This window comes from Pedobacter sp. SL55 (assembly GCF_026625705.1).
In the GTDB taxonomy this organism is placed as follows: Bacteria; Bacteroidota; Bacteroidia; order Sphingobacteriales; family Sphingobacteriaceae; genus Pedobacter.
In genome coordinates this window covers 3,871,179-3,883,921 of the sequence record NZ_CP113059.1, presented here as the reverse complement: position 1 = coordinate 3,883,921, position 12,743 = coordinate 3,871,179, and the positions used below count along the sequence as shown (strand labels likewise).

Sequence of the window (12,743 nt, the reverse complement as noted above, 5' to 3'; positions counted from 1 at the left end):
CTTTTAGAACTTGCTAAGTATAGATTTTAACGAAATTACTGTTAGTATTGCTAATTGTTTAAATGCCGAAAAATTAATAGGATTTATAGACAGGCTTCTAAAAATGTTTGTTAGTGCCAATTTTCTGTTTAAGTTTTTTGTTAAATAAATATTTGCCAAGCGTGAGTAATAAAGGCTTTCTTTTTTGTTTTTGGATAGCTTGTTTTTATCAATTAGGCTAGAAATATCTTTTGTAGAAAAGGCTTGGTTTTTAGCTATTTTGTTTAACAATTTCTTTTGCATCTTAAAAGCGGCAGCAGTTTTATTTGTTAAAGAATTTACGGTTAATCTATATTTTATTAATATTTCTTTCAAGTTGGTTATTTTACCTATTTCCGAAAACTTCATCCATAGTATCGCATCTTCTATGTGGTTAATAATGGTTTCATTATAACCTCCAACATTTATAAAGGCGTCTTTTTTAAAAATAGCAGCGCTGTTAAAAAAGTTACTAGTAGGTAATTGAGCTTTAATTAAATTAGTATCGGTTAATAATGCAGAGTGATATAGAGCGTTGCCTTCTTCATCGATGATAATGGCATTTGCACCCACCATAACATAATCTTGATTTTCTTCTAAAAAAGCTAGCTGTACTTCAAATCTAGTTGGTAGCGCTATATCATCCGAATCTAAAATAGCGATATATTTGCCTTTAGCTACATCGCGAATTGCTTTGTTTCTTGATTTTGCGACACCTAAATTCTCTTGCTGAATGACGATGAATCTAGGGTCGTTATAACTCGATAAGATATTGGCAGTATTGTCTGTAGAGCCATCATTTATAATGATTAATTCAAATTCAGAAAAACTTTGGTTCAGCACACTTTCAATAGCTTCTCTAATATGTTTCTCGCCGTTGTAAACAGCCATTATCACACTTAGTAGCATCGGGTTATTTAACTATTTTTTGTTTAAGAAACATTTAATTGTTTTTTTAAAATGATAGGTTATTCTAGTGATATCTTCTGTTTTTTAAGCAGACTTTATTAAAGCATTAAATCTTTTTACGAGTGGTTTGCTTTCATTTGCAAACAAAATAAACAAAAGACTATACAATGTAGCAAACAACATTGAATAAGCACAAAGACTTATCGCAAATTGAATATATTTATTAATGGAGTGTATGTGTTGGAGTATATTTGGTGTACTGTAAAATGCCGTTATAGCCGCAAAAAAATAAAATAGCAAATACTTTAAAGTTTTTTTAAAGTAAAAAAGTACCGGTAAATTAAATCCTTTACTAAATAATAGGTAGGGTTTCCATATACATACAATTAACAATGTACTTATAAATGAACCCAAGAGAATACCGAAAATGCCATAAAAATAACCCAGTATTACAGACGACACTAGATTTAACCCCGCTTCGGTAAATGGTGCCCAAGTGTCATGAAATATTCCAAAAGCTTGCAAAAAGATATCTAAAGGTTTTCTTACTATGTTAATAAAGAAATTTAGCAATAAAATTATGATAATGTTATGGTCTAATATATAGCTTTTGTCTAACCATAATGCTATAAACGGATTTAACGTTGCATAAAGAACGAATATGACATTGCCTGCAAGCCAATATTTTAGGAGCAAAAGCTCTTGAAAAACACGGTATGATTTTTCTCTACTATTGGTAACAACAAGGTTGCCGATAGCACTATGTAGTGATAAGAATGGTTGATTGGTTAAAGTAACGGCAAATTGTACAATCATAAGGTAATTGTTGTAAAATGTAACCATTTTTAATGAAGTGTAGGCGTAAATGAGCAACTGATCTGTTTGTGTTAATATAAAGCTGCCTAATCTGTGCGAAAATATTTGTTTCGCATTTTTTAAAAGTTCCTTTTTGTATTTGAAATCATTTTCTTTTAATATTTCCAGCCACGGGTAGGTTTTTTTTATCAGATGGTTTAAGGCGATGGAGGTTACAATGGCAAAAATTACTTCTAATGCAAGGAAAAGGTATAGATTGGCTCCAAAAGTAAATACTGATAAAATCTGTAGTATAACTTTTAAGATATTACATATTCCTAATGTTTTCTTTATCAAGAAAGCTTTTTGATCTGCGTATACTAAAATTTGTTTGAAATTGAATAGGTAATTTATTACGGCTATGAGAAGATAGCTGTAAAAAGCGGTATAGATGATACTAAATGGGAGATCATTATTGTCGAATACGAATATCAAGAAGATACTGAAAATTAAGCCTAGAGCTGTAATAACTAAGCCTAAACGTTTATAATAGTAGTTGAGAAGATGAATTATTTTATTTACCTCGCTAAAGTTTTTCTGAGCCAAAGGCTTGTACAAAAGATAGGTAATGGCACTTCCCAAACCTAATTCTGTTAGAAGTAAAAAGCCTAATATGCTAGAAATTGTGGTGTTTAAACCTAAAAAATCGGCGCCTAAATTATCTATAAAAAATTTCCTAGAGAAGAACGTAATAAAAACGTTGACTAGAAAAAAGGCAACATTGATTTTAGCATTCTTAATAAGATATTTCGTCCTATACATTCGGTCAGCCTAAATAGTCATCCAATTTTCGGGGAGTAGGTCTTTGGTGTTATATCTGTCTTTATCAATGTTTTCTACAAACCATTTTTTAGGCGAAATTACAATTTTATCATGATTTTGCCCCAAATATGCTCCCCACCAGCTGAAAGAGCTGTTTGCAATTATATTATGTCTGCATTGGGTCATTAGTTTAAAATCTCTGTAAGTGTCGCCTGTATACACGAAAGTATGTTGATAATTGATCGTTAAATTTTCTTTGCACCAGTTAATATCATCAGAAAATATGTAAAAAGAGGGGTTTTGTACCTTGTTACATATTGCTTCAATGGCTTTTTTATAGTAAGACAATTCGCAAACTGCTAACCGCGAATGCCCTAAATAATCGCCTCTTCTTACATGAATGCAAACCGATTGTTGTTCTTGGATTTTTTGAAATAGTTGCTGGTCTATAACCGATGGCTCATCTTTAAAAATAAGTTCCTTTTTTATTGTATTCTTTACTCCGTCAAAATATTTTTCACTTTGCCAATAACCCCAATAATAAGCATTTCGTCTTTTTTGTAGGAAATATGGATTAAAATGAAATTGATTTTGCGTAAAAATAGGACGCGTATAAAATAACTTGTTAAGTGTTCTAGCGAGTAAATTGAATTTCTTGAAATTTTTTCGGTAAATGAAAGGTATTTTGTTTTGTGCGGCCTTTTTAAGATTGATGTTAAAATGATTTAACGCAAAATCTCTCTGGTTTGAGCCATCAAAAGCAGAAAGATCAAAAAAAACATCTTCTTGGTTGATATGCTCTAAATGTTTTCCAAATGCGTATTGAAAAAGCTGATTGCCTAAACCCCCATTGATACTTACAATTATCATTTAAACTACAAGATTTTCGCTTGTTTGCTAAGATAATAAAAAAAGCCACAATCTAAATTGTGGCTTTTCTAATATTATTTCTGGTGTTTCTCCACCCATTTTCTTGCATTTACAAAAGCTTCCATCCAAGGCGAAACTTCGTCTTTTCTACCTGCCGGATAATTTGCCCAATGCCACTGAAACAATGAGCGCTCGATATGAGGCATCATTACCAAGTGTCTGCCAGTTTCATCACACATCATAGCGGTGTTATAATCAGAACCATTAGGGTTGGCCGGATATTGTTCGTATCCATATTTAGAAACGATTTGATATTTAGTTTCTTCGTACGGTAATTGGAATTTACCTTCGCCGTGTGATACCCAAACACCTAAAGTGCTACCAGCTAAGGTAGATAACATTACCGATTTGTTCTCTTGAATAGTTAGTGATGTGAATATACTTTCGTGTTTATGGCTATCGTTGTGCAACATTTTAGGTTTTACTTCGTGGTTTTTGTTAATTAAACCTAATTCCACAAATAACTGACAACCATTACAAATACCTACAGATAAAGTATCTTCTCTGTTGAAAAAGTTTTCTAATGCTACACGAGCTTTCTCGTTGTATAAAAATGCACCAGCCCAACCTTTTGCAGAGCCTAAAACATCAGAGTTAGAGAAACCACCAACAGCACCGATAAATTGAATATCTTCTAAAGTTTCTCTGCCCGAAATTAGATCCGTCATGTGAACATCTTTCACATCGAAACCTGCCAAATACATTGCGTTAGCTACTTCACGCTCAGAGTTACTACCTTTTTCACGTAAAATTGCTGCTTTCGGACGAGGCTTACTTGCATCAATTACTGGCTTTTTGCCATCAAATTGTGCAGGGAAGTTGAATTTTAAAGGCTGATTTTTATAATTGTCGAAACGCTCTTTCGCTTTTACCTCTCCACTTTGTTTGCGGTCTAACAAATAAGAAGTTTTAAACCAAACATCACGTAAGTGGTTAATATCGAAAGTGTAGTTGGTTGCGTTGTTAGCTACACTTAAAGTAGCGGTATTACTTACCAAACCAATTTTGTGAAAAACAACGGCTTTATCATTTAAGATAGCTTCAACGCTTTCATCAGCTTGGAAAACCAAAGCAATGTTTTCAGCAAATAATACTTTCAAAGCATCAACTTCGCCTAAGCTAGATAAATCAATATTTGCACCTAAGTTTTGATCTGCAAAACACATTTCTAAAAGCGTAGTGATTAAACCACCGCTACCAATATCGTGACCAGCTTTAATTTTGCCAGCTTTAATTAACTCTTGGATAGCGTTAAAAGCAGTGTTGAATTTAGCCGCATCCTTTACATCAGGAGTTTCGTTACCAACTTTATTTAAAACTTGCGCAAACGAAGAACCTCCTAATTTATAAGTATCATTACTTAAGTTGATGTAGTAAATATTACCACCATCTTTCTGTAAAACAGGCTCAACTACTTGAGTTATATCGTTACAGTTACCAGCAGCAGAAATAATTACAGTTCCAGGCGCAATTACATCGCCATCTTTGTATTTCTGTTTCATCGAAAGTGAATCTTTACCCGTTGGGATATTGATACCCAACTCGATAGCAAAATCTGAACAAGCCTCTACAGCTTCGTACAAACGGGCATCTTCGCCTTCATTTTTACAAGCCCACATCCAGTTTGCCGAAAGGGAAACACTTTTCAAGCCATCTTTTAATGGTGCCCAAACAATATTTGATAATGATTCTGCAATGGCAATTCTACTTCCAGCACCAGCATCAATTAATGCAGAAACTGGTGCGTGACCCACCGAAGTCGCAATACCTTCTTTTCCTTGGAAATCTAAAGCCATTACACCTACGTTGTTCAATGGCAATTGTAACGGACCAGCGCATTGTTGTTTTGCTACGCGACCGCCAACACATCTATCAACTTTGTTAGTTAACCAGTCTTTACAAGCAACGGCTTCTAATTGGAGCACTTGCTCTAAATATTCGTTGATTTTACCTTGATCGTAAGCAACAGCTTCATAATTACGGTCAACAGTTTTGTCATCCATAATCATTTTTGGTGAGCTGCCAAACATATCGCTCAATGCCAAATCCATTGGTTTTGCACCAGTAGTTGCAGATTCAAAAGTAAAACGATGATCGCCAGTTACTTTACCAACAGTATACATTGGAGAACGCTCACGATCAGCAATTTTCTTTAAAGTAGCTGTATGTTCTTCGCTAATCGCCAAGCCCATACGTTCTTGCGACTCGTTACCGATGATCTCTTTTGCAGAAAGGGTAGGGTCGCCAACTGGCAATTTATCTAAATCGATTTTACCTCCAGTGGCTTCAACTAATTCAGAAAGACAGTTTAAGTGACCACCAGCACCGTGATCGTGAATGGATACGATGGTGTTATTGTCGCTCTCTACCATTGCACGAACCGCATTAGCCGCACGTTTTTGCATTTCTGGGTTAGAACGTTGTATCGCATTTAATTCAATTCCAGAACCATGTTGACCAGTATCTGCAGAAGAAACAGCAGCGCCACCCATACCAATACGGTAATTCTCACCACCTAAAACCACGATGTTATCGCCAGTTTTTGGTTCTTGTTTTTTGGCTTGTGCTAGTTTTCCGTAACCTACACCACCAGCCAACATAATCACTTTATCGAAACCTAATTTACGGTCGTGCTCTTCGTGTTCGAAAGTAAGTACAGAACCAGTAATTAACGGCTGACCGAATTTATTTCCAAAATCAGAAGCTCCGTTTGAAGCTTTGATTAAGATATCCATTGGTGTTTGGTACAACCACTGGCGCTCTTCCATACCTTTTTCCCAAGGACGATTCTCCTCCAAACGAGAAAGGGCAGTCATGTAAACCGCTGTTCCTGCTAAAGGCAAAGAGCCTTGTCCGCCAGCTAAACGATCTCTAATTTCGCCACCCGAACCTGTAGCAGCACCATTAAAAGGCTCTACCGTAGTTGGAAAGTTGTGGGTTTCGGCCTTGATTGAAATTACCGAATCAAAATCTTTGGTTTCGTAAAACGATGGCTCATCTGGTTTAGAAGGTGCAAATTGTTGCACTTTCGGGCCTTTTACAAAAGCCACATTATCTTTATATGCAGAAACGATATCGTTTGGATGAGTTTCCGATGTTTTCTTAATCAGTTTAAAAAGCGACGTTGGTTTTGCCTCGCCATCAATTACGAAAGTACCATTGAAAATTTTATGGCGGCAGTGCTCTGAATTTACTTGCGAGAAGCCAAATACTTCCGAATCTGTTAACGGTCTTCCTAGTTTATCAGCTAATCCTTCTAGGTAATCTACTTCTTCATCACTTAAAGATAAGCCCTCTTGCTTGTTGTAAGCCGCAATATCTGTAATTTCTAATATCGCCTCTGGCTTAATGTTAATATTAAATACTTCTTGGTTTAAACCACTGTATTTTTGAGAAAGCATGGGGTCAAATGCCGTAAACCCTTCGTCCACTTTTTTAAATTCTTCAATCCTGATGATGCCATCAAGTGTCATGTTTTGAGTGATTTCTACCGCGTTGGTACTCCAAGGAGTAATCATTGCTGCACGTGGACCAACAAAAAAACCTGTTAAAGAACTTTCGGTGCTCAATTTAGCTCCGCCGAAAAGCCATTCTAATTTTTCTGTATCAGTTGGGGATAAAGTTTTGCTTGTTTGTAAAACAAAAACCTCGTCAGATTGACCTAAAAAGAAATGAATCATGCTTATTTTTTGAAGATGCAAATTTAGGTTTTTTATCTCTAATGATAGAATGATTGAGTGAATAAATAATTGAATTTTGAAGGATATAATTTTGAATGATTTGATTGGTGTTATATCTTCGGACATCCGACCTCGGACTTAAAAACTCAAAAATGTTCAACCGCATTCACCATATCGCTATTATCTGTTCTAATTATGAACGTTCAAAAGATTTTTATGTAAACAAACTAGGTTTTACGGTTTTAGCAGAGGTTTTTAGGGAAGAAAGAAAATCTTGGAAGTTGGATTTAGCTGTGGATGGCGTTTATCAAATTGAATTGTTCTCTTTTGAAAATCCGCCAGAAAGGCCATCTAGACCAGAAGCGCAAGGTTTGCGTCATTTAGCTTTTGCGGTTGATGATGTTGAAAAAGTGGCAGGGGTTTTAAATGAAAGAGGTGTTGTAACCGAACCGATTAGGATTGACGAGTTTACAGGGAAAAAGTTCACTTTTTTTGCAGATCCTGATGGATTGCCGTTGGAGATTTATGAAAGCTAATATCTTTGTGTCCTTAGTGTCTTTGTGGTAAAAAAATGAAAAATATCTTCCGTTTTAAGCAATTTGAGGTAGACCAAAGCGATTGCGCTATGAAAATCAATACCGATGGCGTGTTGTTGGGAGCTATGGTGCAACATGAAAATGCAGAGCGGATCTTAGATGTAGGTACAGGAACAGGTGTAATTGCTTTAATGTTGGCGCAGCGTTTTCCAAAAGCTCAAGTTCATGCGGTAGAAATTGATGAACAAGCATCAGCAACTGCTAGTAGAAATTTTGAGAATTCAGTTTTTAGTGAACGATTAACAAACAACAATATATCAATCGAACAATTCAACAGTCCAGAAAAATTCGATCTTATTGTGACCAATCCTCCGTTTTTTGTAAACGATTATAAAAATGCCGAACCTAAAAAGGAAATAGCTAGACACGCCAGTAGTAAGCTTTCTTTGCCGAGTTGGTTAAGAAAGTTGAAGAGTTATTGAGTGACGTAGGTTCTTTTTGGTTTGTATTACCCATTAAACAAGCTGAATTTTTGGTAGCCAAGGGCGAAGATTATGGTTTGTTTTTGCAGAAAGTAATTAAACTTCGCTCTGATGTTACTAAGCCAGAATTTAGACGAATTGTTTGCTTAGGAAGAAATAAATCAGCTTTGCTAGAAGAAGATTTTATAATTTACGAGAGCGAAAAGAAATATACAATAGCTTACGAAGCGTTGCTTAAGGATTTCTTTTTGGCTTATTGATTTTGCTCTTTTCGTCATTGCGAGGAGGTACGACGAAGCAATCTTACAACGCCTGCAAACCATTAATGCGCTTTAAGATTGCTTCGTTCCTCGCAATGACGATCTATGACTGACAGTTTTTTTGCATTGCCTTTTCTAAAATAAACGGGATTGCAGCGGCATCCTCTTCGCTTAATGTTTTTCTGTTTCGTTTAGCAGTCGGTAAATAGATTGTTTCTAACTTGGAATGACAGGATGGCTAGCGAAGAGATACAGCGTAAAGCCCGACCCATTTTGCCTAGTAGCATTTAAATTGCTTTTCAAAAAACAATCATTTAGGTTTGCAGTTGTACTCAATACTCAATACTCAATACCCACATCTCAAATAAATGAAAAAAATAGGTTTAATATCTGATACACATGGCTACTTAGACGATGCGGTGTTTAAATACTTTGATGATAGGGATGAGATTTGGCATATTGGCGATTTTGGGCCGAACGTAGCTGAACCTTTAGCCGCATTTAAACCTTTGCGTGGAGTTTATGGAAATATTGATGATGCAGCTATTAGGGCGGTCTTTCCAGAGCATAATCGTTTTAGTTGTGAAGCGGTTGATGTTTGGATGACACACATAGGTGGGTATCCCGATCGTTATGCGCTTAATGTGAAGAAAGAAATTTACACTAAGCCTCCGCAGCTTTTTATTTCTGGGCATTCACACATTTTAAAAGTAATGTTCGATAAAAAAATACAATGCTTGCATATTAACCCCGGTGCGGCAGGAAAACACGGCTGGCACAAAAAAAGAACTTTGATTCGCTTTTGCATTTCCGACGAAAAAATACATACCTTAGAGGCCATAGAATTAGGAGATAGATAACGTAAAAAGTACACTAAGTAAAATCATGTCGGGTATAAAAACATTAGGACAGTTTATTATTGAAAAGCAAGCGGACTTTCCGTATGCAAAAGGAGAGCTTTCTCGCTTGTTGCGGGATATTGGTATTGCCGCAAAAATTGTAAACCGCGAAGTAAATAAAGCTGGGTTAGTAGATATTTTAGGCGATGCGGATACTGTTAATATACAGGGAGAGGATCAAAAAAAACTAGATGTTTATGCTAACGAACAGTTTATTTCTGCTTTAACTAGTGGTGGCGAGTGTTGTATTGTAGCTTCTGAAGAAGAAGATGATTTCGTACGTATTGAATCGCCAGTTTCTAAAAATGCCCGTTACATTGTTTGTATAGATCCATTAGACGGCTCTTCGAATATCGATATTAACGTAACCGTAGGCACCATTTTTTCTATTTACAGGAGAAAATCTACAGATGGACCAGCAACTTTAGCTGATGTTTTGCAAAAAGGTACCGAACAGGTTGCGGCTGGTTATGTAATTTATGGTTCATCTACCATGATGGTGTATACTACTGGTAAAGGAGTTAACGGGTTTACTTTAGACCCATCTATAGGAGAGTTTTGTCTTTCGCATCCTAACATGAAAATACCTGATGATGGTGTAATCTATTCTATTAACGAAGGTAACTATGTGCATTTTCCAGAAGGAGTAAAAAAATATATTAAATACGCCCAAACAGAAGATGCAGCTACTCGTAGGCCTTACACTTCAAGATACATTGGCGCTATGGCGGCCGATATTCACAGAAGTTTAATTAAGGGCGGAATTTATATGTATCCAACTACGGCAGCTTCGCCAAAAGGCAAGTTGCGCTTATTGTACGAATGTAACCCAATGGCGTTTATTATTGAACAGGCCGGTGGTATTGCTTCTGATGGCTTAAATAGGATTTTGGATATAGAACCTACAGAACTACACCAACGCGTGGCTATTTTTGTGGGCTCTCCTAAAATGGTAAAAAAGGCAGAGGAATTTATGGCAGAGTTTTCTCCAGTTGAAAAATTAACGGTTGACACTCTTGATACCAAATCTGCCTAAAGATTTTTCGGTTAAATAATTTTGATTTTTTGAGAAAGCGAATGGAAACGTTCGCTTTTTTGTTGCGTAATTTTATTGTTGATTTAGCTTTTTTGGAATTTTTACAATTAACTTAGTAGCAAAGAATATTAAAATTAAAGATCATGAAATCAACATTTAAAGTAATGGCAAGCGCAGCACTTGCTCTTTTTGTATCGGTAGGTGCAATGGCGCAAGATGCCAAGCCGAAGCCTAGTCCGGCGGCAACTGCAACAGGTAAAATTGGTGGCGCAAACATTACCATTAATTACAGTAGCCCGGCGGTTAAAGGCCGTAAAATTTGGGGCGGTTTAGAGGCTTACGATAAAGTTTGGCGTGCTGGTGCAAATGACGCCACTACTTTTGAAACAGACAAAGACATTAAGGTAGAAGGTAAAGCTTTGCCAGCTGGAAAATATAGTTTTTTCTTAATTCCTAGAGAAAGCGGCACTTGGACAGCCATTTTTAACAAAGAACCTAAGCAATGGGGCGCTTACAAATACCAAGAAGCTAAAGATGCTTTAAGGGTAGATGTAAAAGTGAAACCTTTAAAAGAAACGCAAGAAAGATTGGTTTATAAAGTAACTAAAAAAGGTTTTGCTTTAGATTGGGATAAGGTTTCTGTACCAGTTAGCGTGAAGTAAACAAGTCGTCATTTGCGAAAAGGAACGAAGAGAGATCTAGCGAATAGTTTAGTAGTTGGATTTCTCTCTGCGTTCGAAATGACGATCGCAGTTCAAAAGAAATTTTCTAATTATAGTAACTTACTAGCGCTATTATTTCTTTCTGCTTCAAATGCTGCATCAATAGCCCAATTGGCTTTATCTTGCGATGCCGCTACCGCCAAACGATCGCAACGTTCGTTTTCTGGATGTTCATTGTGGCCTTTAATCCACTTAAATTTCACTTTGTGCAGCTTGTGTTGTTGAAGGTATTGCAACCATAAGTCTTTGTTTTTCTTATCTTTAAAGCCTTTTTGTACCCAGCCAAAAACCCAACCTTTTTCTACAGAATCTACTACGTATTTACTGTCGGAGAATACAACAACTTCTTGCCCTGGCGTTTTTAGCGCCTTTAAAGCAACTACTACGGCCAAAAGTTCCATGCGGTTATTGGTAGTCATTCTAAAACCACCGCTTATTTCTTTGTAATGTTTGCCCGAGCGTAAGATTACACCATAACCGCCAGGACCTGGATTTCCGCTTGCTGCTCCGTCTGTGTAAATTTCTATCATATTGTATCAACAAAGCTAAGTTTTATGCACGAAACTTGGTTATGGATGTGGAAAAAGATACCGTTTGCCATTTGTTGCCGATACAGAAAATGCTTTTTGCCTGTTTTTTTTCCATAAATGAACTTTCAGTCAATTAAGCTAATCAACTCTTTAAATTTCTTTTGTACCTTGCAGTAATGAAATTAGACAATCGTAAAAATATGCTAGAAGAACCTAAAGCCGACTATAAAAAGGCAGAAGAGGATTTGCTACGTAAGGCTTTGTCTAGTTCTTACACTGAACGTTTTCATGCAATGACTAGGTTGATGAAATTGAATATGGTGTTAAAATCAGCTAAAATCATTCATAAGAAATAAACAAAAATCCGTCATTGCGACGTATGAAGCAATCCTAAAACAAAATAATTAAAAAGATTGCGTCGTACCTCGCAATTACGACAAATCAAAATCAATGAAACACCTAATTGCCCCATCCATATTATCGGCAGATTTTGCCAACTTACAACGCGATATAGAAATGATTAACCAGAGTGAAGCAGATTGGTTTCACGTAGATGTAATGGATGGTGTTTTTGTGCCGAACATTTCATTTGGTTTTCCAGTAATTAATACAGCTAAAAAACATGCAAAAAAACCGTTCGATGTACATTTAATGATTGTAGATCCAGATAGGTATATTGCTGAGTTTGCAAAGGCAGGAGCCGATGTAATTACGGTTCATTATGAAGCTTGTACACATTTGCACCGTACCATTCAATTGATCAAATCTGTGGGATGTAAAGCAGGTGTGGCTTTAAACCCACATACATAGGTTGCTTTGTTAAAAGATGTGTTGCAAGATATCGACTTGGCTTTGGTCATGTCGGTAAACCCAGGCTTTGGGGGCCAGCAGTTTATTCCACAAACCTTAACTAAAGTAAGAGAACTAAAGCAAATGGCTTTGCAGGTTAATCCAAATTTGTGGATAGAGGTAGATGGTGGCGTAGGTATTCATAACATAGGTTCGTTAATTGAGGCGGGTGCTAATGTTTTTGTAGCGGGTAATGCGGTTTTTGCAGCCCCAAGCCCTACGCAAATGATCGCAGAATTAAAGCAAGTTCAAACTAATTTACAACACAGCTAAAC

General features: G+C 36.3%; 12 protein-coding genes and 1 pseudogene. 8 read left to right on the top strand and 5 right to left on the bottom strand.

Annotation, left to right across the window (positions count from 1 at the left end):
* Positions 1 to 3: 3 nt before the first annotated feature.
* The 4 genes from OVA16_RS17375 to purL form a co-directional block, all read right to left on the bottom strand.
* On the bottom strand, positions 4 to 909 hold the full coding sequence (locus OVA16_RS17375) for a glycosyltransferase family 2 protein (protein WP_267762087.1): 906 nt from the start codon (positions 907 to 909) through the stop codon (positions 4 to 6).
* A 102-nt stretch (positions 910 to 1,011) separates the two neighbouring features.
* Positions 1,012 to 2,079, bottom strand: a complete 1,068-nt coding sequence (locus OVA16_RS17370; RefSeq protein WP_267762085.1) for a lipopolysaccharide biosynthesis protein — start codon at positions 2,077 to 2,079, stop codon at positions 1,012 to 1,014.
* A 474-nt stretch (positions 2,080 to 2,553) separates the two neighbouring features.
* On the bottom strand, positions 2,554 to 3,414 hold the full coding sequence (locus OVA16_RS17365) for an alpha-1,2-fucosyltransferase (protein ID WP_267762082.1): 861 nt from the start codon (positions 3,412 to 3,414) through the stop codon (positions 2,554 to 2,556).
* A gap of 74 nt (positions 3,415 to 3,488) precedes the next feature.
* Positions 3,489 to 7,154: a phosphoribosylformylglycinamidine synthase gene (purL, locus tag OVA16_RS17360; RefSeq protein ID WP_267762079.1), complete on the bottom strand. Its 3,666-nt coding sequence runs from the start codon at positions 7,152 to 7,154 to the stop codon at positions 3,489 to 3,491.
* 152 nt (positions 7,155 to 7,306) lie between these two features.
* On the opposite strand from purL, the gene OVA16_RS17355 reads away from it, so the two are divergent.
* The 6 genes from OVA16_RS17355 (at position 7,307) to OVA16_RS17330 (ending at position 11,029) form a co-directional block, all read left to right on the top strand.
* On the top strand, positions 7,307 to 7,690 hold the full coding sequence (locus OVA16_RS17355; protein WP_267762076.1) for a VOC family protein: 384 nt from the start codon (positions 7,307 to 7,309) through the stop codon (positions 7,688 to 7,690).
* 35 nt (positions 7,691 to 7,725) lie between these two features.
* On the top strand, positions 7,726 to 8,172 hold the full coding sequence (locus OVA16_RS17350) for a tRNA1(Val) (adenine(37)-N6)-methyltransferase (RefSeq protein WP_267762073.1): 447 nt from the start codon (positions 7,726 to 7,728) through the stop codon (positions 8,170 to 8,172).
* Positions 8,145 to 8,432 (top strand): hypothetical protein, encoded by a 288-nt coding sequence (locus OVA16_RS17345; RefSeq protein ID WP_267762071.1) that lies wholly within the window; start codon positions 8,145 to 8,147, stop codon positions 8,430 to 8,432. The genes OVA16_RS17350 and OVA16_RS17345 overlap by 28 nt, the downstream gene beginning before the upstream one ends.
* A 368-nt stretch (positions 8,433 to 8,800) precedes the next feature.
* On the top strand, positions 8,801 to 9,292 hold the full coding sequence (locus OVA16_RS17340; RefSeq protein WP_267762069.1) for a metallophosphoesterase family protein: 492 nt from the start codon (positions 8,801 to 8,803) through the stop codon (positions 9,290 to 9,292).
* Positions 9,293 to 9,317: 25 nt separating this feature from the next.
* Positions 9,318 to 10,367 (top strand): class 1 fructose-bisphosphatase, encoded by a 1,050-nt coding sequence (gene fbp / locus OVA16_RS17335; RefSeq protein ID WP_267762067.1) that lies wholly within the window; start codon positions 9,318 to 9,320, stop codon positions 10,365 to 10,367.
* 143 nt (positions 10,368 to 10,510) lie between these two features.
* Positions 10,511 to 11,029, top strand: a complete 519-nt coding sequence (locus OVA16_RS17330) for a DUF2911 domain-containing protein (RefSeq protein ID WP_267762064.1) — start codon at positions 10,511 to 10,513, stop codon at positions 11,027 to 11,029.
* 110 nt (positions 11,030 to 11,139) lie between these two features.
* On the opposite strand, the gene rnhA is transcribed toward OVA16_RS17330, so the two are convergent.
* Positions 11,140 to 11,619, bottom strand: a complete 480-nt coding sequence (rnhA, locus tag OVA16_RS17325) for a ribonuclease HI (protein WP_267762061.1) — start codon at positions 11,617 to 11,619, stop codon at positions 11,140 to 11,142.
* 176 nt (positions 11,620 to 11,795) lie between these two features.
* On the opposite strand from rnhA, the gene OVA16_RS17320 reads away from it, so the two are divergent.
* Positions 11,796 to 11,975: a hypothetical protein gene (locus tag OVA16_RS17320; protein ID WP_267762058.1), complete on the top strand. Its 180-nt coding sequence runs from the start codon at positions 11,796 to 11,798 to the stop codon at positions 11,973 to 11,975.
* A 94-nt stretch (positions 11,976 to 12,069) separates the two neighbouring features.
* Positions 12,070 to 12,741: pseudogene (gene rpe / locus OVA16_RS17315) on the top strand (ribulose-phosphate 3-epimerase).
* The last annotated feature ends 2 nt before the right edge of the window (positions 12,742 to 12,743 follow it).

Excerpts from the sequence above, each read along its gene's own strand:
- OVA16_RS17320 (WP_267762058.1), top strand. The coding sequence starts at position 11,796 with ATGAAATTAGACAATCGTAAAAATATGCTAGAAGAACCTAAAGCCGAC.
- OVA16_RS17330 (WP_267762064.1), top strand. The coding sequence starts at position 10,511 with ATGAAATCAACATTTAAAGTAATGGCAAGCGCAGCACTTGCTCTTTTT.
- OVA16_RS17350 (WP_267762073.1), top strand. The coding sequence starts at position 7,726 with ATGAAAAATATCTTCCGTTTTAAGCAATTTGAGGTAGACCAAAGCGAT.
- OVA16_RS17340 (WP_267762069.1), top strand. The coding sequence starts at position 8,801 with ATGAAAAAAATAGGTTTAATATCTGATACACATGGCTACTTAGACGAT.
- OVA16_RS17375 (WP_267762087.1), bottom strand. The coding sequence starts at position 909 with ATGGCTGTTTACAACGGCGAGAAACATATTAGAGAAGCTATTGAAAGT.
- OVA16_RS17365 (WP_267762082.1), bottom strand. The coding sequence starts at position 3,414 with ATGATAATTGTAAGTATCAATGGGGGTTTAGGCAATCAGCTTTTTCAA.
- purL (WP_267762079.1), bottom strand. The coding sequence starts at position 7,154 with ATGATTCATTTCTTTTTAGGTCAATCTGACGAGGTTTTTGTTTTACAA.
- rnhA (WP_267762061.1), bottom strand. The coding sequence starts at position 11,619 with ATGATAGAAATTTACACAGACGGAGCAGCAAGCGGAAATCCAGGTCCT.
- fbp (WP_267762067.1), top strand. The coding sequence starts at position 9,318 with ATGTCGGGTATAAAAACATTAGGACAGTTTATTATTGAAAAGCAAGCG.
- OVA16_RS17355 (WP_267762076.1), top strand. The coding sequence starts at position 7,307 with ATGTTCAACCGCATTCACCATATCGCTATTATCTGTTCTAATTATGAA.